General features: G+C 75.2%; 21 protein-coding genes and 1 other RNA gene. 9 read left to right on the top strand and 13 right to left on the bottom strand.

What is annotated here, in order from left to right; translation table 11 throughout:
• Window positions 1-1,512: FGGY-family carbohydrate kinase (locus VM242_10475; GenBank protein HVM05590.1), on the top strand; the 1,512-nt coding region annotated here is incomplete at its 5' end.
• A 62-nt stretch (window positions 1,513-1,574) separates the two neighbouring features.
• On the opposite strand, the gene VM242_10470 is transcribed toward VM242_10475, so the two are convergent.
• From VM242_10470 to VM242_10450, 5 genes are read right to left on the bottom strand one after another with little or no spacing between them, the layout of a single operon-like run.
• Complete coding sequence (locus VM242_10470) at window positions 1,575-3,995, bottom strand: EAL domain-containing protein (GenBank protein ID HVM05589.1); 2,421 nt, start codon at window positions 3,993-3,995, stop codon at window positions 1,575-1,577.
• A gap of 19 nt (window positions 3,996-4,014) precedes the next feature.
• A complete protein-coding gene (locus VM242_10465; GenBank protein HVM05588.1) occupies window positions 4,015-6,291 on the bottom strand; it encodes an SMC family ATPase in 2,277 nt (758 codons plus the stop codon).
• A gap of 55 nt (window positions 6,292-6,346) precedes the next feature.
• Window positions 6,347-7,462: a DNA repair exonuclease gene (locus tag VM242_10460; protein ID HVM05587.1), complete on the bottom strand. Its 1,116-nt coding sequence runs from the start codon at window positions 7,460-7,462 to the stop codon at window positions 6,347-6,349.
• Window positions 7,462-9,033, bottom strand: a complete 1,572-nt coding sequence (locus VM242_10455; protein HVM05586.1) for an ATP-binding protein — start codon at window positions 9,031-9,033, stop codon at window positions 7,462-7,464. The genes VM242_10460 and VM242_10455 overlap by 1 nt, the downstream gene beginning before the upstream one ends.
• Window positions 9,030-10,028 carry a DNA double-strand break repair nuclease NurA gene (locus tag VM242_10450; protein HVM05585.1) on the bottom strand — a complete coding sequence of 333 codons (999 nt, stop codon included), beginning with the start codon at window positions 10,026-10,028 and terminating at the stop codon, window positions 9,030-9,032. The genes VM242_10455 and VM242_10450 overlap by 4 nt, the downstream gene beginning before the upstream one ends.
• A gap of 128 nt (window positions 10,029-10,156) precedes the next feature.
• On the opposite strand from VM242_10450, the gene VM242_10445 reads away from it, so the two are divergent.
• Window positions 10,157-10,516 carry a hypothetical protein gene (locus tag VM242_10445; GenBank protein HVM05584.1) on the top strand — a complete coding sequence of 120 codons (360 nt, stop codon included), beginning with the start codon at window positions 10,157-10,159 and terminating at the stop codon, window positions 10,514-10,516.
• A 45-nt stretch (window positions 10,517-10,561) separates the two neighbouring features.
• An RNA gene (gene rnpB, locus VM242_10440) (RNase P RNA component class A) lies at window positions 10,562-10,907 on the top strand.
• Window positions 10,908-11,098: 191 nt separating this feature from the next.
• Here the strand turns inward: rnpB and VM242_10435 are convergent.
• The 3 genes from VM242_10435 to VM242_10425 all read right to left on the bottom strand — a co-directional run bounded on the left by VM242_10435 (window position 11,099) and on the right by VM242_10425 (window position 13,733).
• Complete coding sequence (locus VM242_10435; GenBank protein ID HVM05583.1) at window positions 11,099-11,311, bottom strand: hypothetical protein; 213 nt, start codon at window positions 11,309-11,311, stop codon at window positions 11,099-11,101.
• Window positions 11,312-11,730: 419 nt separating this feature from the next.
• Entirely contained in the window at window positions 11,731-12,543 is an 813-nt protein-coding gene (locus VM242_10430) for an ABC transporter permease (protein HVM05582.1), read from the bottom strand.
• Window positions 12,540-13,733 carry an ATP-binding cassette domain-containing protein gene (locus VM242_10425; protein ID HVM05581.1) on the bottom strand — a complete coding sequence of 398 codons (1,194 nt, stop codon included), beginning with the start codon at window positions 13,731-13,733 and terminating at the stop codon, window positions 12,540-12,542. The genes VM242_10430 and VM242_10425 overlap by 4 nt, the downstream gene beginning before the upstream one ends.
• Before the next feature lie 80 nt (window positions 13,734-13,813).
• Here VM242_10425 and VM242_10420 point away from each other — a divergent pair, with 80 nt between their 5' ends.
• Window positions 13,814-14,278 (top strand): MarR family transcriptional regulator, encoded by a 465-nt coding sequence (locus tag VM242_10420; GenBank protein ID HVM05580.1) that lies wholly within the window; start codon window positions 13,814-13,816, stop codon window positions 14,276-14,278.
• A 15-nt stretch (window positions 14,279-14,293) separates the two neighbouring features.
• Here VM242_10420 and VM242_10415 read toward each other — a convergent pair whose 3' ends face one another.
• Genes VM242_10415 through VM242_10405 form a run of 3 tightly spaced genes read right to left on the bottom strand, consistent with a single transcriptional unit; the run spans window position 14,294 to window position 17,645 of the window.
• The gene (locus VM242_10415) at window positions 14,294-14,782 is read right to left on the bottom strand and encodes a hypothetical protein (protein ID HVM05579.1); all 489 of its coding nucleotides are present in this window, start codon (window positions 14,780-14,782) and stop codon (window positions 14,294-14,296) included.
• A gap of 5 nt (window positions 14,783-14,787) precedes the next feature.
• Window positions 14,788-15,501 carry a C4-type zinc ribbon domain-containing protein gene (locus VM242_10410; GenBank protein ID HVM05578.1) on the bottom strand — a complete coding sequence of 238 codons (714 nt, stop codon included), beginning with the start codon at window positions 15,499-15,501 and terminating at the stop codon, window positions 14,788-14,790.
• Window positions 15,498-17,645 (bottom strand): PBP1A family penicillin-binding protein, encoded by a 2,148-nt coding sequence (locus tag VM242_10405; protein HVM05577.1) that lies wholly within the window; start codon window positions 17,643-17,645, stop codon window positions 15,498-15,500. The genes VM242_10410 and VM242_10405 overlap by 4 nt, the downstream gene beginning before the upstream one ends.
• A 60-nt stretch (window positions 17,646-17,705) precedes the next feature.
• Here VM242_10405 and VM242_10400 point away from each other — a divergent pair, with 60 nt between their 5' ends.
• Window positions 17,706-18,101, top strand: coding sequence for an Hsp20/alpha crystallin family protein (locus tag VM242_10400; protein HVM05576.1), 396 nt, complete (start codon window positions 17,706-17,708; stop codon window positions 18,099-18,101).
• Between the two features lie 88 nt (window positions 18,102-18,189).
• On the opposite strand, the gene VM242_10395 is transcribed toward VM242_10400, so the two are convergent.
• Entirely contained in the window at window positions 18,190-18,570 is a 381-nt protein-coding gene (locus tag VM242_10395) for a plastocyanin/azurin family copper-binding protein (protein HVM05575.1), read from the bottom strand.
• A 144-nt stretch (window positions 18,571-18,714) separates the two neighbouring features.
• On the opposite strand from VM242_10395, the gene VM242_10390 reads away from it, so the two are divergent.
• Entirely contained in the window at window positions 18,715-18,885 is a 171-nt protein-coding gene (locus VM242_10390; protein HVM05574.1) for a hypothetical protein, read from the top strand.
• A 47-nt stretch (window positions 18,886-18,932) separates the two neighbouring features.
• Here VM242_10390 and VM242_10385 read toward each other — a convergent pair whose 3' ends face one another.
• Window positions 18,933-19,082, bottom strand: coding sequence for a hypothetical protein (locus tag VM242_10385; protein HVM05573.1), 150 nt, complete (start codon window positions 19,080-19,082; stop codon window positions 18,933-18,935).
• A 250-nt stretch (window positions 19,083-19,332) separates the two neighbouring features.
• Here VM242_10385 and VM242_10380 point away from each other — a divergent pair, with 250 nt between their 5' ends.
• From VM242_10380 to VM242_10370, 3 genes are all read left to right on the top strand, one after another.
• Window positions 19,333-22,563: a DEAD/DEAH box helicase gene (locus VM242_10380; protein HVM05572.1), complete on the top strand. Its 3,231-nt coding sequence runs from the start codon at window positions 19,333-19,335 to the stop codon at window positions 22,561-22,563.
• Complete coding sequence (locus VM242_10375) at window positions 22,560-22,835, top strand: hypothetical protein (GenBank protein HVM05571.1); 276 nt, start codon at window positions 22,560-22,562, stop codon at window positions 22,833-22,835. Before VM242_10380 ends, VM242_10375 begins: the two co-directional genes overlap by 4 nt.
• 89 nt (window positions 22,836-22,924) lie before the next feature.
• The coding region (locus VM242_10370; GenBank protein HVM05570.1) for a hypothetical protein at window positions 22,925-23,267 on the top strand (343 nt) is incomplete at its 3' end.

Here is a 23,267-nt window from a genome sequence, read left to right as displayed (position 1 = left end):
GGCGGCGGCTGCGGGCGGCGGGCCCGCCCCCGCCCGCCCCGACGACCGGGTGCCGCCCGACCCCGAACCGTGAGCGTCCTCGTCGTCGACACGGGGACGACCAGCGTGCGGGCCGCCGTCGTGCGGCCCGACGGCACGGTGGACGCGCTGGCCCGCCGGACGGTCCCGCTCTCCAGCCCCAGCGCCGGCTTCGTGGAGTTCGACGCCGGGGAGATGGCGCAGGCGGCCCTGGACGTGGCCCGGCGCGCCCTGGCCGAGGGCGGCCCGGTCGAGGCCGTCGGCATCGCCAACCAGCGGGCGTCGACAGTGGTGTGGGACCGGGCCACCGGCGACCCGGCCGGCCCGGGCATCGGCTGGCAGGACCTGCGCACGGCCGGCCTGTGCCTGGCGCTCCAGTCGCAGGGCCTGCGCCTCCCACCCACCGCCTCGGCCACCAAGCTGTCGGTCCTCCTCGACATCGCCGACCCCGGCCGGGCCCGCGACCTGTGCTTCGGGACCCTGGACACGTGGCTGGCGTGGACCCTCTCCGGCGGCGCCCTCCACGTCACCGACGCCACCAACGCCGGGGTCACCGGGCTGGTGCTCGGCGACTGCTCGGGCTGGGACGAGGCGGTCCTCGACGTCCTCCGCATCCCGCCGTCGGTGCTGCCCCGGATCGTCGACTCGTCGGGCATCCTCGGCCCCGCCCTCGCCCTCGACTGCGCCCCGCCCCTGGCCGCCCTGGTCGGCGACCAGCAGGCGTCGCTGGTCGGCCAGGGGTGCACCCGGCCCGGGCTGGCCAAGGCCACCTTCGGGACGGGCGGGATGCTCGACCTGTGCGTCGGGCCCGAGCGGCCCGCCTTCCCCGTCCGGGGCGACGCCGGGTGCTTCCCGGTGGTGGCGTGGCGCCGGGGCGGAGCCGACACGTGGGGCATCGAGGCGGTCATGCTGTCGGCCGGGTCGGCGGTGGAGTGGCTGCGCGACGACCTCGGCATCCTGGCGTCGGTCGAGGAGTCGGACGAGGTGGCGGTGTCGGTGCCGCACACCGACGACGTGCGCTTCGTGCCCGCCCTGTTCGGGCTCGGCACCCCGGCGTGGGACTTCGGCGCGCGCGGCACGCTGGTGGGGTTGACCCGGGGATCGGGGCGAGCCCAGATCGTGCGCGCCGTGCTCGAGGGGATCGCCCACCGGGGCGCCGACCTGCTGGAGGCGGCGGAGGCCGACGGCGGCGTGACCATCCCCACGCTGCGGGTCGACGGCGGCATGACCGCCAACGCCACCTTCGTCCAGGCCCTGGCCGACGCCTGCCAGCGGCCGGTGGAGGTGGCCCCCGTCACCGAGGCGACGACCCTGGGCGCCGCCTACCTGGCGGGCATGGCGGTGGGGCTGTGGGCCGACGAGGACGAGGTGGCCGACGCCTGGCGAGCGAGCCGGGTGGTGGAGCCCCGCCGCCGACCGGACCGGGAGCGCTGGCGGCAGGCGGTGGCGCGGGCGGCGGGCGCCGTGCCCGAGCTCAGCGCCGTGCGGTTCTAGCGGGGGAGGGCCCAACCTGTCCCGGGAACGACCCGGATACGAGTCGTTTCCGCGACAGGTTCTTAGGCCGTCGGCGCCGGGACCTCCGGCGCCCGGAGCAGGCGGGTGACGTCGGCGGCCCCGATGGCCGGCGAGAACCAGAACCCCTGGGCGGTGTGGCAGCCCAGCTCGCGCAGCAGCCCGGCCTGGCCGGCGGTCTCGACGCCGAGGGCGGAGACCTCGACCCCCAGCTCGGTGGCCAGGACCACGAGCGAGCGCACGACGGCCCGCTCGGCCGCCCCGTCACCCAACCCCTGCACGAGCGAGCGGTCCAGCTTGACCTCGTGCAGCGGCAGCCGGCTCAGGTCGCGCAGGGAGGAGCGCCCACGGCCGAAGTCGTCCACCGCCAGGTGGGCGCCGGCGGCCTCGATCTCACCAGCGGCCTCGACCACCGCCGCGCTGCGGGCGAGCACGACCTCCTCGCTCGTCTCCAGCGTGAGCCGGCCCGGCCCCAGGCCGGTGCGCTCGAGGACGCCCGCCACGACGACGGCGAAGTCGGGGGCCACCAGCTGGTCGGGGGCCACGTTGACCGAGACGTCGAGGGCGGGCAGGCCCAGGCGGTCCCACTCGACGGCCTGCCGGCACGCCCCCTCCAGCACCCACGTGCCGAGGACGACGGACATCCCGGCCCGGGCGGCGATCGGGACGAACTCCGACGGCTCGACGGCGCCGCGGCTGGCGTGGCGCCAGCGGGCCAGGGCCTCCACGCCCGTGACGCGGCCCGACGCCAGGTCGATGCGGGGCTGGTAGTCGAGGAACAGCTCACCCCGGTCGAGGGCACCCCGCAGCTCCGCCTCCAGCTCCAGGCGGTACACGGCGACGGCGTTCATCTCGGCCCGGAACACCTCCCACCGGCCCTCGCCCCGCTCCTTGGCCCGGTACATGGCCTGGTCGGCCTCCCGCAGGGGATCGAGCCCCTCGCGGAACGGGGCCTTGGCGAACGACGCGCCGATGCTGGCCGAGATGGCGACCCGGTGGCCACCGAGGATGAACGGGTCGGCCAGGGCGTTCAGCAGCCGCTCGGCCACGTCGATGCCGTCGGCGTCCGACCGCAGCTTCTCCAGCAGCACGGTGAACTCGTCGCCACCGAACCGGGCCAGGGTGTCACCCGGGCGCAGGCACGCCTGGAGGCGCTGCGACACCGCGACCAGCAGCTCGTCGCCCCGCTCGTGGCCCAGGTGGTCGTTGACCGCCTTGAACCCGTCGAGGTCGAGGAAGAGCACGCCCACCGGCTCACCGTCGCGGCGGCCCCGGGCCAGCGCCTGCTCCAGGCGGTCGAGGAACAGGGCCCGGTTGGGCAGGCCGGTGAGCGAGTCGTGGAACGCCTGGTGGGCCAGCTTGGCCTCGAACTCCCGGCGCTCGGCGTAGAGGCGGGCGTTCTCGAACGCCGCCCCGGCATGGGCGGCCAGCAGGTCGAGGCACTCGACCTCGTGGGGATAGGGCGCCGCCCGGGTGAGGCTGCCGGCCACCAGGGCGCCGGCCAGCTCGCCGCCCGACCACACCGGGCACGCCACCAGGTAGCGGTACCCCGCCTCCAGAGCGGGCCGCACGCCGAGGGGCCATCCCGAGTGGTCGTCCAGCACCACCGTCGCCCGCCTCGCCCGCACCAGGCCCGCCGCCCCGGCGTCGAGCGGCCGCACGGGGGCCGGCTCGACCTCCACGCCCCGGTGGTGGGCCAGCCGCCACGTGCCCCCCTCCTCGTCGAACAAGCACAGCTGGGCGCCGTCGAAGCCGAGGTCCAGGGCCGCGTCGACGACCGTCTCCAGAACCCGGCCGGGGTCGAGCGTGCTCATCGTGCGGGCGGCGGCGGCCACCCCGGCCAGCAGGGCGGCGCGGGACTCCGACTCCGCTCGTGCCTCGTCGTGGGCCCTCGTCTGCCCGAGCAGCTCCCGGGAGAGGAAGCTGGCCACGTAGGCCACGAGGCCGAGACCGCCCAGCCGGACGACCATGTGGTTGAAGCCGGGGCTCACCGTCTCGAAGGCGACCACGGTGAGGTAGCCGGCCACCATCAGCCCGAGCAGGACGACCTGGCCCGACGGGGGGTAGGTGGTGGCGTAGAGGACGACGGCCAGCACGTAGAGCCCGAACAGCTCCGACCGGGCGCCACCCGTGTTGGCGATGCCGAGGGTGACGAGGGCGATGTCCAGCACGGACCACGTGTAGAGCCAGCGCATGCCCGAGGGCCGGTGGAGCAGGTCCTCCCACGGCACCCGGGTGATGAGGTACGCCACGTTGGCCGTGGCCAACGCGATCAGCGCGTTGACCTTCCAGTCCACCGAGCCCTGCGAGAGCAGCGCCACCGCGGTGGTGGCGACCACGAGCAGCCGGGCCAGCACGGAGACCCGCAGCACCCGCTCGCGAAAGGCCCCGGGCGACCCTCCCCCCGGCTCGGGGCCGGCGGCCGTCGCCACCGGCCCGGCGCGGTCGTCCCCACCGGTGCCCACGGGCACGAGGGTACGGGACTCAGGCGTTGAGGACACGGGCGGTGGCCCGTCGGCCGGGCTGCTTGACGACCTCGATGGCGTGGGGCAGCTCGGCCTTGATGCTCTCGTCGTGGGTGACGACCAGGACCTGGCGGAACCGCCCCTTCAGCCGTTCGAGGGCGGCCAGCATGCGCGCCTTGCGGTCCTCGTCGAGGGGGCCGAACACCTCGTCGAGCACGAGGAGTCCGACGGTGCCGCCCGAGAGCAGGCGGACGTGCTCGCTGATGGCGACCCGCACGGCCAGGTTGGCCAGGTCGGTCTCCGACCCGGAGAACCGCTGCATGCCGTGGGCCCGGCCGCGGTCGCGGATCTGGATCTCGTACGACTCGGGATCGAGCTCGAGGCGGTCGTACTCGTGGTCGGTGAGCTCGGCGAACAGGTCGGCGGCCTGGGCGGCCAGGCGGGGGCCGACAGTGGACACGACGCCGTTGCGGAACCCCGACAGCAGGTCGGCCACCCGGCCCAGGTGGCGGCTCTCCTCCCGCAACGCGGCCTGGCCGGCGTGCTGCTCCTCGGCGTCGGCCAACCGGCGGGCGGCGGCGTCGGCCCTGACCCTGGCCTGGGCCGCTTCCACCCGCGCGTCGTGGGCGACCTTCGAGGCGTCCTCGGCCGCCCGGGCCGCGGCGTCGCGGGCGGTGCGGGCGGCGTCGAGAGCCTCGGGCCGGTAGCCCAGGGCGCGTGCGGCGGCGCGCAGCTCCTCCAGGCGGGCGGCGAGCACGGCCAGGCGGGCGACCTCGTCGTCGTGGCGGGCGGCGACGGCGGGCGCCCGCTCGAGCCGGGCCCGCAGGCGGTCGGCCTCCCGGGCCGCCCGGCGCCCGGCGTCCACCGAGGCGGCCGCCGCCGCCACGTCGTCCGGGCGGAACGGGCGGCCCAGGGCGATGACCGCCTCGGCCAGCGCCGACTCGGCGTGGGCCCGCCGGGCCCGGGCCTGCTCCAGCGCCGACCATGCCCGGCGGGCCTCGTCGAGCCGGCGGGCCGCCGCCGCCGCCTCGGCCCGGTCCTTGTCCGCCTGCGCCAACAGCTCCCGGCGCCGGGCGGTGAGGGCCTCGACGCGCGCCTCCCCCTCGGCCACGTCCGCCGCCCGGTGCTCTTGGACCCTGCCGAAGGTGTCGCCCAGGGCCTGACCGCACAGCGGGCACTCCGCCTCGCCCGACAGGGCGTCGGACCGCTCCGCCGCCTGCCGCGCCCGGGCCAGCTCGGCGGTGGCGGCGGCCAGCTCCCCGTCCACGGCGGCCAGCCGGTTGGCCGCCTGCTCGGCCGCCACCCGGGCCGCCTCGCACGCCTCCTCGTCCGGCGGCGCCGCCTCGCCGGGGACCGCGGTGGCCTCCACGGCGGCCGTGGCCGCCGCCGCCGCCCGGAGACGGCGCAGGTCCTCCTCCCGCTCCTCCAGGCCGGCCGCCTCCGCCTCCACGCCGGCCAGCCGCTCGCCGGCCGTCGCCAGCTCCGCCCGCTCGGCGGCCAGGGCGGCGACCTGGCGGGCCACCGTGTCGTGCTCCCCGCGCACGGCCTGGCCGTCGGCCACCACCGCGTCGTGGCGCCGGCGCAGCTCCTCCACCTCGTCGAGCCGCTCCTCGGCGGTCGCCAGCCGGGCCCGGGCGGCGGCGGCGACCTGCTCCTCGGTGGCCGCCTCGCGAGCGGTGGCCTCGGCGGCAGCCTCCGCATCGTCGGCCTCGTGCCGCAGCTGCTCGACGTCGGGCAGCACGGCGGTGAGGCCCTCCAACCGCTCTCGGGCGGCGCGGGCGTCCCTGCGGGCGTCGTCCCGCGCCGTGTCGAGGGGCATGACGCCCAGCAACTTGAGCACCAGGTCCTTGCGCTGCTGGGGGCGCTGGACGCTGAAGGCGGCGATCTGCTTCTGCTCGGCGAACACCGACGAGCGGAAGGCGGCGTCGTCCATGCCCAGGATCGAGTGGACGTAGCGGCTGGTGTCGCGCACGCCCTCCGCCATCTGCCGGCCGTCGGCGTAGGCCGACGCCCGTACCGTCGAGTTGACGCCGGTGACGGTGCGGCGGACCACGTACAGGTGGCCCTCGTGCTCGAACTCCACCTCGGCCACGCAGTCCCCGCCCACGCCGGTGGTGCGCACGTCGGGGATCGACGTGCGGCTGCGGCCCCAGAGGGCGAACAGCAGGGACTCGACGAGGTAGCTCTTGCCCGCCCCGTTGGCGCCGTAGATGCCGACCAGCCCGGGCGGGACCTCCAGGTCCAGCGGCTTCTCGTACACCCGGTAGTTACGCAGCCCGATCCGCTTCACCAGCACCGGCAGCCGCTCCCCGGACGGGTCCGCGGCCCGGCGGGGCCGGCTGGTCCGCCGCTCACCCCGCCGACTCCACGGCGTTCGACAGGTAGGCGTCGCCCAGGGCCTTGATGCGGTCGCGGTCGAAGCCGGTGAGGTCCTGGCCGTCGAGGTAGCGGTGCCAGCGCCCGCCCATGGAGCCCAGGTCGGGCAGCTCCACGGGGACGTCGACCCCGCCGAACACGGGCTCCACCTTCAGGTAGAGGGCGGCGCCGGCCGCCTCTCGCACGGCGTCGAGGTCCAGCAGGCGGTAGGCCTCGGGGTCCACGCCGTCGAGGTACAGCCGGGCCACCGCACCCTCGGGGACGGTGGCGGCCCGCTCGAGCACCTGGGCCTCCAGCTCCGAGGGCGACAGGCCGAGGGCCGCCACCGTGGGGAGGGTCACCAGCGGGCGCCGGCCGGGGACGGGCACGTGGCGGCACTCGCCCGTGTCGGTGTCGAGGACGAGGATGCCCTTGGGCTTGTCGGGGTCGTCGGCGAAGCTGAACGTGTCGGTGGAGCCGGCGTACCAGATCCCCTCGGCCACCTTGGTGTGGAAGTGGTAGTGGCCGAGCAGCACGAAGTCGGAGCGCAGCAGCGACGCGTCGACCTCGATCTCGTTGATGTCGGAGTACCGGGGCTCCACCTGGGTGATGCGGGGGTGGGTGAGGAGCAGGTTCGACTTGTCGAGGCTGCGGCCCCGGTCGGCCTCGGCCAGCGCCTCCAGCGTCGACTCGACGGTGAGCATCTGGGGCACGGCGTGCACCACCAGGCCGGGCAGGTCGAAGCGCTCGTACCCGAGCCGGTGGGCGAAGGAGAGCTCGGGGAACATGTCGGCCAGCGCCGAGTAGGGACTGCCGGTGCCGGGCAGCCGGGGCGTGTCGTGGTTGCCGGTGATGAGCGCCACCCGCACGCCGTGCTCGCGCATCCGGGTGAGGGCCCGCTGGGCGATGCGGAACGAGCGGTAGGTGGGACGCGGGTGGTCGAACACGTCGCCCAGCCACACGACCAGGTCGGGCTCCTGGGCCAGCGCCAGGTCGACCGCGGCCTCGAACGACTCCTCGAAGTCGCGCTCGCGCCGGTTCACCCCCTCGGGTGTGGTGAACCCGTAGTAGGAGCGCCCGAGGTGGGCGTCGCCCAGGGCGGCGACGCGCATCAGTCCACCAGCGCGGCCACGTGGGGCCGCGCCTCGGGGGGCGGTGCCGCCGGCGGCGCCACCGAGCGCACCACGTCGTCGTAGAGGTGGATCCGGGCCGGCACCGCGAACGGCGCCTCCAGGTTGGCGAGCAGGCACTCGCCGGGCATGAGGCTCTGGATCTCGGGACCGAGGGCGGACAGGTCCTGCTTGGACGACGACCGCAGGATGCTCCGGTCCTTCTCGTCGGCCAGGCCCAGGACGAAGAAGGTGTTGAACTGGCTGAGCAGCTCGCTGTCCAACAGCTTGGGCTGCTGGGTGACGGCGCACAGCCCGACCTTGAACTTGCGCCCCTCGCGGGCGAGCCGGGGGAACACGTTCGACTCCCGGTCCCGGCTCGACGACAGCACCCGCTGCGCCTCCTCCAGCACCACGCACACGACCGGGAGTCGCTCGTGCAGCCCGGGGTCGTCGAGGTAGGCGGCCGCCCAGTGCTCGAGCACCCGGCGGGCCAGGAACGACGCCACCAGCACCTCCTCGGTGGAGCCCAGCCCGCTGACGTCGCACAGCACGACCTTGCCCTGCGACAGGTCGCGCACGATGGCGGCGCCGGTGGACACGTTGGGGTCGGTGGCGATGCACGGCAGGTCGACGATGCGGCGGGCGCGGCGGTGCACGACCTGGAGGGTGTTGAGGGCGACCCGGTTGCCCAGGTCCATGTCGCGGAACGCCGGCAGGTCGTCCACCTGGGCGAAGTCCAGCAGCCAGGTGAGGCCGGGCGTGCGGTAGTGGCGCTCCAGCTCGAACAGCGCCTCCTCCTGGGGGCGGCTCCACTCGTAGGCCGTGCGCAGGTCGTCCACCGTGAGCTCGGACAGGCTGATGCGGAGCGTGGACGTGGTGGGCAGGCGGCGGGCGGCGTAGACCCGCAGCGACTGCGCCGCCCACGGGTGGCGGCCCAGGGCGGTGCGGTACTCCCCGTGGGGGTCGACCAGCAGCAGCCCGTAGCGGCCGTTGGCCTGGAGCACCTGGCCGGCCAGCACGCGCATGAGGTTCGACTTGCCCATGCCGGTGGTGGCGAAGATGCCGACGTGGGTGGCCAGGCTGGCGCCCGGGATGCCGACCTCGAAGTCCACGACCGTCTCGCCGCTGCGCAGGCAGCCCACCGACAGGTCGCCCATGCGGGTGCGCAGGAACTCGAAGTCGGTGGCCTCGGGGGCGACGACGCGGGAGAACTGGGTGGGCAGGCTCTTGGGCTTGCGGAACGCCTGCCCGTCGGGCGTGAGGTAGCCGAGGCACCGGCACTCGGCCACCCGGTAGGTGCGGCGCTCCTGCTCGTAGACGGGGTGGGCGCCGGGCTCGCCCCGGGCGTCGTCGGCCAGCAGGGTGCCCGCCACCCGCTCGGCCCAGCCGGGCTCGCGGTGCTCGGTGCCGTAGGTGACGTCCACCACCCGGAACAGGTACCGCCGGCCGGTCACGTCGTCCACCGCCACCAGCAGCTCGCCGAGGAACAGGTCCTCGTCGGGCGACGCCCGGAACACGCCCTCCAGGACGTTCTTGCCGTAGAGCCGGCCGCGCGTCCCCGTGCCCGTCACGACCGCTCCATCAGGCGGTGGCGGTCGGCGAACGCCCGCTCGGTGACGGCGGCGGCCACGCCCTCGCGGCGCAGCAGCTCCTCGAGCTGGAGCCACGACTCGCTGCGGACCCAGCCCGGGCAGGCGGCCAGCCGGTCGGCGACGGTGAGCGGGTACGGGTAGCCGGGGAAGGCGGCGTCGTCGCACAGGGCGGACAGCCGCCCGAGGATGACGGCCGGGTCGGCGGCCGCCGGCAGGTCGACCCGGAAGGCGAAGCGGGCGTCGGGGTCGAGGCGGGCGGCCAGGACCTGGATCCCCTCCCCGGCGTCGGGCCGCTCGGCGGCCCGGGTGCGGGCGACCGGCGCCCACCACGTCGCCCGCGGCCCCAGCGACCGGGCCGCCTCCAGCTCCAGCTGGCCGACCAGGGGCGCGCCGCCGCGCGACAGCGACGAGTGCTTGATGACGCCGGCCAGCGTGGCGCCCCGCTCGGCCGCCCGGGCCAGGAGGCCGGCCAGGAACGACGACGGGATGCGCCAGTCGGGCTGGAGGTCGCCGTCCACCAGCACGAGGGCTCCCGGGCCCGCTTCCTCCACGCTGCGCGCCACCGCGTCCCACTCCCAGCGGTCCCGGAGGAGGTTGACGTCCACCGACGTGTCGGCGGCCAGGCCCTCCAGCCCCAGCGCCGCCACCGCCGCCGCCCGCTCCTCGGCTCCACCCAGCAGGTGGTGGCGCAGCTCGCCCTCGTCCTCCACCACGCAGCGTCCGGACACGAAGCGCACCCGGGCGGCGCGGGTGGCCAGCACCTGGAGGCAGCGGGCGTCGGCCACCAGGGCCTGGCCCCCGTCCACCGCCCACACGTCCGCCGGGGGGCCCAGCCGGTCCAGGGGCCTGACGACCACGTCCGCCTCGAAGTCGAGGGCGGCACCGCCGTCGCCCGGGTCCCGGATGCTCCCGCCCGCGCCCCCGAGGAGCGTGGCGATGCGCCGGGCGGCTCGTTCCAGGGTGGGTGCGGGCATGGCTCCAGGCTTCCACGGCGGTGTGACGGTTACAACGTTGTGATTCTGCCACGGTCGGGGGCGGGCACCACGGGCACCCGCACAGGCGGGCCTCTAGCCTCGTGCCCCACTCGACCGGGAGGATGGGGATGTACGAGTACACGACCGAGGTGTTCGCCGTCGGGCTCAACGGGTTCGCCCCGGTCGACAACGACCGTCTCAACGGCATGTCGGCCGAAGGATGGGAGCCGGCGCACATGGCGCCCGTCCACGGCGGCTTCGCAGCCGTCGTCCTGTTCCGGCGCGAGGCCGGCGCGGCGCCGGCCGGCGCGGCGGCGACCCGGAGCCGGAGGGTGACGGCGGCCCGCACCCGCAAGGTCCCCCCGCCCGCCGCCCCGGCGCCCGCGCCCGCGGCCCGGGCCGGTCGAGCGTCGGCACCGGCCAAGGGGTCGGCCAAGGGTTCGCCTGGTGCGGCGGCGGCCCGCACCCGCACCACCCGGGGCCGGTGAGCGCCCGACCGTCCTGGTGGACGCGCGCGACAATGGTGGCGATGGTGAGCCGGCCGGGTGGCCGCGGCGCCGCTCGACGGCGTCGAGGAAAGTCGGGGCTCCACAGGGCAGGGTGCTGGCTAACGGCCAGTCGGGGTGACCCGCAGGAAAGTGCCACAGAGAGCAGACCGCCGATGGCTACCTCCGGGGAGCACAGGCAAGGGTGAAACGGTGCGGTAAGAGCGCACCAGCGCCCGGGGCGACCCGGGCGGCTCGGCAAACCCCACCCGGAGCAAGGCCAAGCGTGGGAGGAGCGGCCCGCTCGATCTCCCCAGGTAGGCCGCACAGATGGATGGCCACCGCCGGCGCTCCGGCGCCGGCACAGAACCCCGCTTACAGGCCGGCTCACCGTCAACATGCCGCATGACCCGCGGGTTCCTGGCGGCAGGTCGGGCCGCCGGCGCCCCGTACTGTTCGTGCGGCAAGAAAGGGCGAATACCGCCCGTTCTTGCCGCATGAACGGCCCGGGGCGCGCGACCCGGCTTGACGCGAACGGCACGCCGAGCTGCTCGAAGCGGCGGCCACCGCGCAGCCGGGCCGTGCTCAGCGGACGCAACGACCGGTCGACCGGGCGGGCGCGCTCGACGACTTGACCCGGGAGGCCGAAGAGCCCGGGCTCGACGGGTGACCGCGGCGGGCGTCGCCGCGCTCGACGCCGACCTTGCGGTGCCCGTCGTCGCCCGCGACCTCCTCACCGCCTTCGACGGTGCCCTCTCGGCAGGCGTTGTCGTCGACGTCGATGTCGGGGCCGGCCATGCCCAACCGGTACACCTTCGCCGGAGGACTCCATGAAGGCGTCGAGGGGCCATCCCGCCATCAGCCGTGGTGGTGCCAGCACCACCACGGGAGACGGGGCAGCACCGTGGCGACGGGCGCCGCCACCTGCGCATCTTTCGGCAGCGACTTCGAGCAGCGAGGGGGGTGGGCGCTCGAGTCTCGGGTAGGACCGGCACTTCGGGGGGCGAAGTGCCGGTCACTCTCCGACCCGTGTGCGGGTCCACGGGTGCCGGTGGCGCCTACCCCGCCTCCCGTGAAGGGACGGCGGGGACGGGGTAGGCCACCGAGGCGGGGTTCTCAGGACAGGTGGGACTGATCTCTTCGAACCTCACCGGCTAGAACGACGACCGCCGGGCCCGAGTTCCCGAGCGGCGCGGAAACTCCGCGAACCGGCGCGGTCAGGCCGTCCGGCGGTAGCGGCGGACGGCGAGCGAGCCGAAGACGACCACGATGGCGACCGTCCACGCCAGCGACTGGAGCACCGGTGTGGTCGTCGGGCCGCCCTGGGACAGCGCCCGCACGGCGTCGATGTTCACCGACACCGGCTGGTTCTCGGCGAACACCTGGAGCCACCCCGGCATGGTCTGCACCGGCACGAACGCCGACGAGGCGAACACCAGGGGCGCCAGCATGGGGAAGGCGGCCGCCTGGGTGCTCTCGACGCTGCGGACGGCGAGCCCGATGAGGGCGAAGATCGTGGACAGGGCGCAGCCGAACAGGAGCAGGACGCCCAGCCCGGCGGCGAACGCCAGCGGGTTGGTGTGGATGCGGAACCCGACGGCGTACCCGACGGCGGACATGAGCACGACCACGAACACGTTGCGGACGAGGTCGCTCAGGATGCGGCCGCCGAGCACGGCCATCCGGGCCATGGCCAGGGACCGGAAGCGCTCGATGAGCCCCTTCTGGAGGTCGTCGGCCAGCCCGATGCCGGTGCCCATGGCGCCGAACGCGACCGTCTGGGCGAAGATCCCGGGCATCAGGTAGTCGACGTACCGCAGCCCCGGCGTCTCGATCGCCCCGCCGAAGGCGTACCGGAACAACAGCACGAAGATCACGGGCTGGATCGTCGAGAACACCAGGAGCTGGGGCAGCCGCACGATCGTGCGCAGGTTGCGCCCGGCGACGACGAGGGTGTCGCTGACGGCCCACGCCAGGCGGCTGCGGTGACGGGCGAGGGGGACGGGGGCGGGAGCGGTGACGGAGCTCACCGGGCACCTCGGCTGCGCACCGGCTCGGCGTCGGGGCCGGCCTCCCCGGGCCCGGCCTCGCCGGCCTCGGCCTCCGCCTCCCCGGGGCCCGCCTCCCCGGCCTCCCCCGCCTGCGCCTCCCCGGGGCCGGCCTTGCCAGCCCCGGCCTCTGCCTCCGCCTCGGCCGCCTCCCCGGCCTCCGCCACCGCCTCGGCCGCCTCCCCGGGGCCGGCCTCCCCGGGCACGGCCTCCGCCTCGGCGGCCGTGTGGCCGGTGATGGCCAGGAACACCTCGTCGAGGCTGGGCTCGCGCACGGCGACCGACGCCGGCGCCAGCGACCGTCCCTCGAGCTCGCTGAGCACGCCGACGAGCACCCGGGGCCCGTCGTCCACCTCGAAGCGCACGAGGGTGCCGTCGCGCACGGGCGAGCCCGACGCGAACCGGGCCAGCAGCTGCGCCGCCTCGGCCGCCTGCCACTCCTCGTGCATGCCGACCTCGACCACGGTGGTGCCAAGGCGCGCCTTGAGCTCCGTCGCCGTCCCCTCGGCGACGACGCGGCCCTGGTCCACCACGGCGATGCGGTCCGCCAGGCGGTCGGCCTCCTCGAGGTACTGGGTGGTGAGGAGCAGCGTGGTGCCCTCGGCGACCAGCTCGGCGATGACCGCCCACAGGTCGGTTCGGCTCCGGATGTCGAGGCCGGTGGTGGGCTCGTCGAGGAACAGCACGGGTGGCCGGTGGACCAGCGCGGCGGCCAGGTCGAGGCGGCGGCGCATGCCCCCCGAGTAGGTGCGGGCGACGCGGTCGCCGGCTCCCGTCAGGCCGAACCGTTCGAGCAGCTCGTCGGCCCGGGCGACGGCCGTGCGCCGGTCGAGGTGGGCGAGCCGGCCCACCATGCGCAGGTTCTCGCGCCCGGTGAGGTTCTCATCCACGGCGGCGTACTGGCCGGCCAGGCCGATGCGCGTGCGTACGTCGCGGGCCTGGCGGACGACGTCCAGCCCCAGCACCCGGGCCCGCCCGGCGTCGGGCGCGGCCAGGGTGGTGAGGATGCGGACCATGGTGGTCTTCCCGGCCCCGTTGGGGCCGAGCAGCCCGAACACGGTGCCCGCCGGGACGGCGAGGTCGACCCCGTCGAGGGCCACCACGCTCCCGAAGCGCTTCGTGATCCCCTCCGCGGAGATGGCGGCATCGGTCATGGCGGAACACTCGCGCATCCCTTGAAGGTTATCAAGTGTCCAGCGATTCAATGGTCGACGACTTGAAGCTCCGCGGCGAGGAGCGGTACGCTGCGAGCGTGGCCGCCCGTCGCTCCCTCGCCGCCGAGGCGCTGGCCGGCGCGGCGTGGCGGGCGCTGCTCGACTACCTCGCCGCCAACCGGGACCGGTTCGGCTCGCTCGCCGCCGAGTTCGGGCTCACCGTGGCCGGCCTCAAGACGCTGATGTCGCTGGACCCCGACGAGCCCAAGTCGATGCGAGCGCTGGCCGACGAGTGGAAGTGCGACGCGTCCAACGTCACGTGGTTGGTCGACCGGCTGGAGGAGCGCGACCTCGTCGAGCGCCGCATGCTGGCCTCCGACCGCAGGGTGAAGACGGTGGCGCTGACGCCGGCCGGAGTCCGGCTCAAGGGCGAGCTCACGGATCGGATGAACCAGCCGCCCGACGCCTTCCTGGCCCTCACCACCGAAGACCTGGAGGACCTCCTGCGGGTGATGGAGAAGCTCCGGTCGGGAGCGGAGCCGACGGGGCCGCCCGCCCCGTGACCGAGGGCGGCGGCCCTACGGCACCAGGTCGCGGCCCAGCCGGCCGGTCCTGAGGAAGTGCCGCCGCCGCTCCGGCTCCCCCAGCCGGAACCGCGCCCACCACCACGCCAGGGCGGCGGCGCCGGCCACCTCCTGCACCACCAGCACGAGAGCCGGTCGCGACAGGCTGGGAAGGCCCGAGTCGCCGAACGACAGGCCGAGCCCGGGCCACCAGAACACCTCGGTACGGGCCCACGTGCCGTCCAGCACGAGGTGCAGGAAGGTGCCGATGGGCAGGGCCAGCAGGCGACGGCGTGCCCCCCGCCGGCCGCTGGTGGCGAGCATCACGCCGCACAGCAGGGCGACGCTGAAGGCGAGGGTGTGCAGCAGCCGGGCGCCGCCGAAGGGGCCGTCGACCACGTCGGGCGCCACCGCGCCGGCCATCACCAGCCGGTAGTCGATGGCGGGGTCCTTGAACACCTGCCAGACGGCGACCAGGGCGCCGCCGGCGAACCACAGGAGCACCGAGGTCAGCGCACCAGGATGCGCCCGCACTGGTCGCACAGGATCAGCGACTCGGGCGGCTCCCGCTTGATGCGGGCAACCTCCTGGACCGGGAGGGTGAGGTGGCACCCGCTGCACGACGGGCCCACCAGGCGGGCGGCGCCGACGCCGCCCAGCTTGGTGCGCAACCGCTCGTAGGTGGCGATCAGGCTCTCCGGCACGCCGGCGGCGTCGGCCGCCCGGGCCTCCCGCTCGGCCGCGATCGCGGCGTCGATCTCCCGCTCGGCTTCCACGATCACCCGGCGCAGCCGGTCGGCCGCCGCGTGGAGGCCCGCCTCCTCGGCCTCGAAGGCGGCCACCTGGGCGGCCAGCGGCTCGTCCTCCTCCATGGACGCCAGGAGCTCGTCCTCCAGTGACGACCGGCGCGCCTTCAGCGAGTCGACCTCGGCCTGCATGGCCAGGATGTCGCGGGTCGCCGAGACCTGACCGGAGTAGAGGCGCCCCTCGATCTCCTTGATCCGCTCGCCGGCGACGGTGATGCCCGACTCCAGCGACGCCTGACGCTCCAGCACCTGGTCGCGCCGGACCTGCACCTCGGCGCGCTGCCCGGAGAGGCCGGCGATGCGCCGATCGACCCCGGTGAGCTCCTCCCGCTCCCGCAGGTGGGCACGGCGGTGGTGGAGGCGGTCGATCGCCGTGTCGTGTTCCTGGACCTCGAGCAGGGCCTCGAACGTGGTCACGGCGAGCCCCCGCCCTGGCCGGGCGCGGTGGCGGACGGAGACGGAGGCGCCGTCGGTGGCGCCGCGGTGGGCTCGGGCGCCGGGGCGGGCGCCGGCGCGGGCGCCCCCGTGGTGGGAACGGCCGTCGGTGCCGGCTCGCCGTCCCCGCCCCCGCCGACCGGCGCCGCGGTGGTGGTGGGCCGGGCCGTCGGGCGCTTGCGCGGCCGCTCGGGCGCCGACGAGCTGCCGCCCTTGTCCCTCAGGAAGGTGCCCTTCTTGATCAGCTTGGCGTTGGGCGCCTCGAAGGCGACCCGCTCCATGCCCTCGTGGGCGGCCGCCATGTAGCCGCCCCAGATCCGCGCCGGGTACGACCCCCCCGTCACCCGCCGGCCGCCCACGAACATCGCCTCATTGCCGGTGGGCGACCCCATCCACACGGCGGTGGCGAGCTGGGGCGTGAACCCCACGAACCAGGCGTTCTCGTGGTTCTGCGACGTCCCCGTCTTCCCGGCGACCTGGCGCCCGGGCAGCCGGGCGGCCGTCCCCGTCCCCTTGTCCACCACCGCCCGCATCACCTGGGCGGCGACCCGGGCGGTCTGGGCGGGGAAGGCGCGCTTGCCCGCCCGGGGGCCCTCGAAGATCACGTCGCCCGTCCGGTCCAGGACCTTCTCCACGAACGACGGCGGCACGTACACCCCGTCGTTGGCGATGGCGGCGAAGGCGGCCGCCATCTCCAGGGGCGTCACCTCCTCGGAGCCCAGCGTCATGGCCGGGAAGGCGTCGACGCGGTCCCCGGGAAGGCCGAGGCGGACGGCCATGTCCTTGACCTTGTCCAGCCCCACGATGGCGCCGAGCCGGGCGTAGGCGCAGTTGAGCGACCTGGCGGTGGCGTTGGTGATCGACATCACGCCACCCTTGGAGCCCTCGTAGTTCTCCGGCTTGTAGGGAGCGAAGCCGGGGATCCTCACCACGCAGCCGGCCGACCCGTTGATGGTGTCGTTGGGGCTGACGCCCGCCTCGAGGGCGGCCAGGAGGACGAAGATCTTGAACGACGACCCGGGCTGGCGCTTGCCCTGGGTGGCCAGGTTGTACTTGGCCTTGCCGAAGTCGTCGCCCGCCACCATGGCCCGGACGTAGCCCGTCCCCGGCTCGACGGTGACGAGGGCGCTGGTGAAGCGCTCCCGCAGCAGGGACGGCGGCAGCACCCGGTCGCGGTGCTCCTCGGCCGCCGCCTGCATGCGGTTGTCGAGGCTCGTGTAGATCCGCAGGCCGCCCTTGAACACCGCGTTGTAGCGCTCCTGCACGGTCTCCCCGAGGCGCTCGTCGGCCAGCAGGCGCTGTTTGACCTCCTCGACGAAGTAGTCGTTCGGGGGCGGCAGGGGCTTGAAGACGCGGGTGGGGATGCCCTCCCGTCGGAGACGGTCGGCCTCCGCCGCCGGCAGGTGGCCGTTGGACACCATCTGGGCGAGCACCAGGTCCCGGCGCTTGCGGGCCACGTCCGGGTTCTTCACCGGCTCGTAGCCCTGGGGGTTGCGGATGATGCCGGCCAGGAGCGCGGCCTGGGCGACGGTGAGCTCCTCCACCCGGCTGTTGAAGTACGTCTCGGCCGCCGCCTGGAGGCCGTACGCCCCGTTGCCGAAGTAGACGATGTTCAGGTACCGCTCGAGGATCTCCTCCTTGGAGAGGCGGTCCTCCAGCCGTACGGCCAGGACGGCCTCCTTCACCTTGCGGTCGACGCTCTTCTCCGGGGTCAGCAGGGCGTTCTTCACCAGCTGCTGGGTGATGGTGGACCCTCCCTGGACGACCTCGCCCGACTGCACGTTGGTGACGAGGGCGCGCAGCGTGGACCGCAGGTTCACCCCGCCGTGCTCCCAGAAGCGCTCGTCCTCCACGTCGAGGATGGCGTCCACGACGTGGCCGGGGACCTTGTCGAGCGGGACGGGTGAGCGGTTCTCCTCGGCGTGGAGGACGGCCAGCATCTTGCCGTCGCGGCTGTAGACGACGGAGTTCTGGGCCACCTCGCCGAGGGCGCTCACGTCGGTGGGCTCCCCGATCTCGCCGGCGCTGAGCACGGCCTCGATGCTGGGGGCCAGCATGGCGATGCCGACGGCCACACCGGCACCCGCTCCCAGGAGGGTGGCGGTGAAACGGGCCGCTGGTCGCACCGCCCCACACCGTACCGGAGCCACGGGTCGTGCCGTCCCGCCCCGGGTAGGGTCGGTCCCATGAGCAAGGACATCGACCACCGCCTCGACGATCTCCAGGCACGGCGCGAAGGGCGCGCCGGGGAGAGCGGCGGCGAGACCATGCGGGTGCCCGTCAACGTCTACGAGGCGGAGGACGCGCTGGTCGTCATCGCCCCCCTCCCGGGCGTGATGCCCGGCGACATCACCGTCGAGGTCGAGGGCGACACGCTGCACATCGCGGCCGCCATGCGCTCGGCGGCCCCCAAGGACTACCTGGTGCACGAGTGGCACTACGGGCCGTTCGAGCGGACCGTCGACCTCCCCCCCGGGTTCGGAGGTGGCGGTACGGCCACCCATGGCAACGGCCAGCTCGCCGTACGCCTCACGCGGGGTACGGGCGCAGGGCCCATCCCGGTGAAGCCGGCCCAGGGCTAGGGCGCCCGGCCACGGACGCTCGCCGCGTCCCCAGCGCCAGGCCCGCGGCCGCACCCGCCGCCGCATCTACGGCTGCGGACCCGACGGTCTAGGCCTCGGGCGTCACCTCGATCGTGCCCTTCATCTGGGTGGCGTGGAGGGTGCACACGTACGGGTAGGTGCCGGGCTCGTCGAAGGTGTGCTCGAACGTGCCCGAGTCGGTGACCTCGCTGGCGAACGAGCCATCCTCGGCCTTGACGTCGTGGGAGATCCCCTGGTCCTCGAACCTCCACGTCACCGTCGTGCCCGCCTCGACCTTCAGGACCTTGGGCTTGAAGGCGATGTCCCTGAGGACGACGGTGTTCGGCTCGGGCGCCTCGCCCGGCCCGGCGGACTCGCCGTCGGAGCTCCCCCCGCACCCGGCCACGGCGACCAGCGCGAGCGCCAACACCGCCCACGCCTCCCGCTTGCCCACGTTCCACCCCTTCACGTCTGCGACGGGGCGAGCCTACCGGGGGCGGCCAACTAGGTGGGATCCGCCTAGAGGGAGGAACACACCTTTCGCGCGTCGAATCAGAGCGATAGTGTCCGGCCGCCGCTCGACGGGCAGCGGCAGCAACGAACGAGCGTAGGAGTGATCGTCGCCATGAACGAGTACCGGTCCAACCCCCGCGGGTCGCTGTCGCACCACGGCGGCCACCACCCGATCGACGCCGGCAAGTCGATGGACAAGCTGTTCGACAAGGTCATCCTGGGCGTCCTCGTCCTGATGCTCATCATCGGCGCGCTGGTGTACCTGGTCTGACGTCCGCAGCCTGACCGGCGGGGCGGGTCGCCGCCTCGCCGGGACGCTCAGAGGACGCGGCGGCCGCGGTAGCCGGTGACGGCGCCCACCACGAGCAGGACGAGGGCGATCACCAGCGCCCACTTGAGGCCTTCGAGGAACAGGCCCAGTCCGCCGAACAGCAGGGCGAGCAACAGCAGCACCAGGACGAGGCCCATGGCGGTGTCTCCTCTCTCGGCGCCCGGCCCTCCGGGCGCGCCAGGGGGACGTACCGCGGCGGGATGCGTCTCACACCTGAGCGGACGGATCGTGCCGTGGCCGGGGATGCGGTCGACGGCCCGACTTTCCGGGTACCATGGAGGCGTTGGCTGTCCCCGCCGGGTCGACGGCCATGCGCAGGACGCGCTCCACACGGGCGGCAGAGGCTGGGAGCCCGACGCCGCCCGCTCCCCCGGCGCCGATCCGAACGTGGAGACCCAACTGGACCGATCGAACTTCGAGGCGCTCGTCTCGGCCGAGGCGTGGGGCGTCGCCGCGCCCAGCGAGGTGGACGTGCTCCAGGCGGACACCGACCGCTGGACCGGGGCCCTGTGCGGCCTGCTGCGCGAGACGGAGGAGGCGCTGGCCGACGTCGCCGAGCTGACGGGCGACGAGCGGGCCCAGGTCGTGGCCGACCTGACGGGCGAGCGGGCGCGTCTCCAGGCCGCACTCCGCCGGGTCACCGGCGAGGACGACGACGAGGGCGACGGCGACGGCCGGGCGGGCGACGACGACGACGAGGGCGTCCTCGCCCTCCAGGCGTCGTGGGACGCCGGCGACGTGGTGGTGTGGGCGGCCAACCGCAACGTGGCGCCGGCCGGCTCGGACGAGCTCCACCGGCTGGTCGCCGCCGCCGGCGCCGCCACCGTCGACTGGGGCCTGCACCGCGGTGTGCCGCTGCCCACGGGGGAGCGGGCGGCCGCCGTCACGGCGCCGATCAGCGGCGCCCTCGGCTGGCTGGTCGGCGTCGGCGCCGGGCAGTTGTGCCAGGACTGCGCACCCAGCGCCCGCTGGCTGGGCGAGGTCGCCGCGTGGGCGACCGAGTGCGTGGCCCTGGGGCGCATGGCGCCCACTCTGGCGCGGGCCGACGGCGCGGGCGGCGGCGGGGCCAACGGCCGCCACGCCACCGGGCGGTGGGCCGTGCGCTGGGCGCCGGCCGCCGTCGACGGCGCCCGGCTCCGGGAGCTGGCCGCCCGCATGCCCGGCGCCGTGGCGGCGCTCGTCCCGCCGCCCTCGAGCCCCGAGCGGGTGTGCCGATCGGTGCTGGCCGCCGCCATCGACGCCGTGTGCCGGGCCGGCGCCGCCCGCCTGGTGACCGCCGCCACCGCCGCCGTCGCCCGCACCCGCGGCGACGTGGCCGAGGCGGTCCTGGCCGGCCTCGACGGCACGCCGTTCGCGGCCGCGGCCCGTCCCGCCAGCGAGCTGGCCGACGAGCTGAAGCGGTGGGCCGCCCCGGTGGTGAACCCGGGGTCGGTCGGCCTGGCCGTCCGCCTGGACGCTCCGGAGAAGGACGGCGGCTGGCTGCTCACCGTCGAGGTGAGCGGGCTGGAGCGCCAGCCCATCCCCGTCGAGCAGGCGCTCTCCTTCGGCAACCGGGCCAAGGCCCAGGAGGCCGACGTCCACCTGCGCCGCCTGGAGCGGCTGCTCCCCGCCCTCCTGCGCCCGACGCGGCGGCGGGGCCAGGTGGTCCTCGGCGCCGACGAGGCGTGGGACCTGATGACCCGCCTGGGAGCGACGCTGGTGGCCGCCGGCTTCGACGTGAAGGTCCCCGCCGTGTCCCGGCGGCGCACCGGCCCCAAGCTGCACCTGCGGGCCGACGCCCTGGGCGGGCCCACGAAGGTGGGGGCCCAGCAGCTGTCGAGCGTGCGCTGGTCGGTCCTGTTCGGCGACGCCGAGCTGGACGCCGCCGACATCGCCCGCCTGGCCGCCCAGGCCCGTCCCCTGGTGCGGGTGCGCGGCCGTTGGGTGGAGCTGGAGCGGGCCGATCTCACCGCCGCCGCCAAGGCCCTGGCCGAGCGGGTGGGCACGACCGAGCTGTCCGGCGCGGCGATCCTGCGCCACGCCGTCGGCCTGGAGGGCGGCGCCCTGGGCGGGCCGGTGGTCATCGACGGCGGCGGCTGGGCCGTCGACCTGGTCAAGGGCGCCACCGAGTCGCCGCCCACGCCCCTCGCCGCGCCGCCCGGGTTCAAGGGCGAGCTGCGGTCGTACCAGGCCGAGGCCCGGGGATGGCTGCGCTTCCTCGACACGGCGGGGCTCGGTGGGTGCCTGGCCATGGACATGGGGCTCGGGAAGACGCCCACGGTGCTGGCCCACCTGCTGGAGACCCGGGGGCAGGGGCCGGTGCTCGTCGTGGCCCCGCCCGCCGTGCTCGGCAACTGGGCGGCCGAGGCCTCCCGCTTCACGCCCGCCCTCATCGTCCGGGTCCACCACGGCACCGCCCGGGCGGCGGCGAGCGAGCTCGCCAACCTGGCCGACCGGGCCGACGTCGTCCTCACCACCTACGCCACGGCGGTGCGTGACGTCGACGCGCTGGCCGGGGTGGAGTGGCGCCGGGTGGTCGTCGACGAGGCACAGACGATCAAGAACCCGGCCAGCGAGACGGCCCAGCAGCTGCGCCGGATACCGGCCCGCAACCGCCTGGCGCTCACCGGTACACCGATCGAGAACGGCCTGGGCGACCTGTGGTCGATCCTCGACTTCACCAACCCCGGCCTGGTCGGCCCCCGTCCCGTGTTCGTCGAGCAGCTGTCGAAGACGAGCGGGACGGGCAGCCCGGGCGAGGCCGCCCTGCGCGCCCTGAACGGCCTGCTGGTGTTCCGGCGGTCCAAGGCGGAGCCCGAGATCGCCGCCGAGCTCCCCGACAAGATCGACGAGCTCGACCACTGCGGGATGACGCCGGAGCAGATCGGCCTGTACCAGGCGGTGCTGGACCGCCTCATCCCGGCCGGGGCGCCCCTGCCGCTGGGCGAGGACCCCGCCGTCCGCAAGGGCCAGATCCTGGCCGCCATCACCGCCCTGAAGCAGATCTGCGACCACCCGGCCGCCTACGTCCACGACGACAAGGAGCCGCTGGCGGGCCGGTCGGGCAAGCTCAGCCGGCTGGAGGAGCTGCTGGAGGCGATCTTCGCCGCCGGCGAGCGGGTGCTGATCTTCACCCACTTCGCCACGTGGGGCGAGCGCCTGGCCGCCTACCTCACCGAGCGCTTCGGCCAACCCATCGCCTGTTACCACGGCGGCCTCACCCGCCCCGTGCGCGACCGGATGGTGAAGGACTTCCAGGAGGGGACGGGCGCCGGCGCCCTCGTGCTGTCGATCAAGGCGGGCGGCTCGGGCCTCAACCTCACCGCCGCCAACCACGTCGTGCTCTACGACCGGTGGTGGAACCCGGCGGTCGAGGACCAGGCCCGGGACCGCGCCTGGCGCATCGGCCAGCAGTCCACCGTCATCAGCCACCGCCTGGTCTGCCCGGGCACCGTGGACGAGCGGGTGGAGGAGGTCGTGGCCGGCAAGCGCGTCATCGCCGACCTCGCCCTGCCCGCCAGCAGCTCCCTCGGAGACCTCGGGCCCGAGCAGCTGAGGGCCGCCCTCGGCCTGCGGCCCGACGAGGTCATCGCCGAGACGGCCGACGGCGCGGTCGGCGAGGAGGAGACGGCGGCATGAGCCGGCGCCGCCGCGGCCGCCGGCAGGGGCCCCAGCCCGACGCCTTCTGGGGCCGCGCCGACGAGCGGCCGCCCACCCCGGCGCCCGTCGTCCCCAGCCGTGACCCGGCCGCCATCCCCCGCTCGCTCGGCGACCCGCCGCTGTCGGCCAAGCCGGGCGAGGCCCAGCACCACCTGTCCGTCGTCTACGAGGAGGCGGTCAAGGCGGCCACCGCCCTCGCCGCCGCCAACGGCCTCCTCGACACCGGGGCTCCCCCCGAGGACGACGCCTGACCCCAACCTGTGGTCGGAACGACCCGTATCCGGGTCGTTCCCGCCGCGGGTTGGGCGGAAGCGTCACACTGCCGCCGTAGGGTTCCGGCGTGCCCGCGCCCGGACCCACCGCCCTCGGCCGCAGCGTGGTGGTCGCGGCCGGTGGGGCGGTGCCGGGCCCGTGGGCGGCCGCACCGGTGATCGCGATCGACGAGGCGGCGCTGGCCGACCCGGGCGCCACCGTGGCGGCCCTCCACGGCGCGTGGGCGGGGCGGCGGCCGGCGGTGATCGCCCTCGGGGTGGCACCCGAGCGGTTCCGGGCGCCCGAGTCGTGGGCGGTGGAGCCGTGGGCGCTGTCGGCCGGCTTCGAGCCGTGGCTGGACCGGCTGCACTTCCTCGTCTGGGCCAACTCGTACGACGCCCGCGCACCGGGGGGGCCGGTGTGGTGGTGGG

Source organism: Acidimicrobiales bacterium, assembly GCA_035540975.1.
Classification (GTDB): domain Bacteria; phylum Actinomycetota; class Acidimicrobiia; order Acidimicrobiales.
Note: the sequence above shows the minus strand (reverse complement) of the source record. Positions and strands in the feature narration are given on the sequence as shown.

Excerpts from the sequence above, each read along its gene's own strand:
- VM242_10460 (HVM05587.1), bottom strand. The coding sequence starts at position 7,462 with ATGCGCGTCGCCGCCCTGGGCGACGCCCACCTCGGGCGCTCCTACTAC.
- VM242_10450 (HVM05585.1), bottom strand. The coding sequence starts at position 10,028 with ATGCCCGCACCCACCCTGGAACGAGCCGCCCGGCGCATCGCCACGCTC.
- VM242_10445 (HVM05584.1), top strand. The coding sequence starts at position 10,157 with ATGTACGAGTACACGACCGAGGTGTTCGCCGTCGGGCTCAACGGGTTC.
- VM242_10435 (HVM05583.1), bottom strand. The coding sequence starts at position 11,311 with ATGGCCGGCCCCGACATCGACGTCGACGACAACGCCTGCCGAGAGGGC.
- VM242_10425 (HVM05581.1), bottom strand. The coding sequence starts at position 13,733 with ATGCGCGAGTGTTCCGCCATGACCGATGCCGCCATCTCCGCGGAGGGG.
- VM242_10400 (HVM05576.1), top strand. The coding sequence starts at position 17,706 with ATGAGCAAGGACATCGACCACCGCCTCGACGATCTCCAGGCACGGCGC.
- VM242_10385 (HVM05573.1), bottom strand. The coding sequence starts at position 19,082 with ATGGGCCTCGTCCTGGTGCTGCTGTTGCTCGCCCTGCTGTTCGGCGGA.
- VM242_10375 (HVM05571.1), top strand. The coding sequence starts at position 22,560 with ATGAGCCGGCGCCGCCGCGGCCGCCGGCAGGGGCCCCAGCCCGACGCC.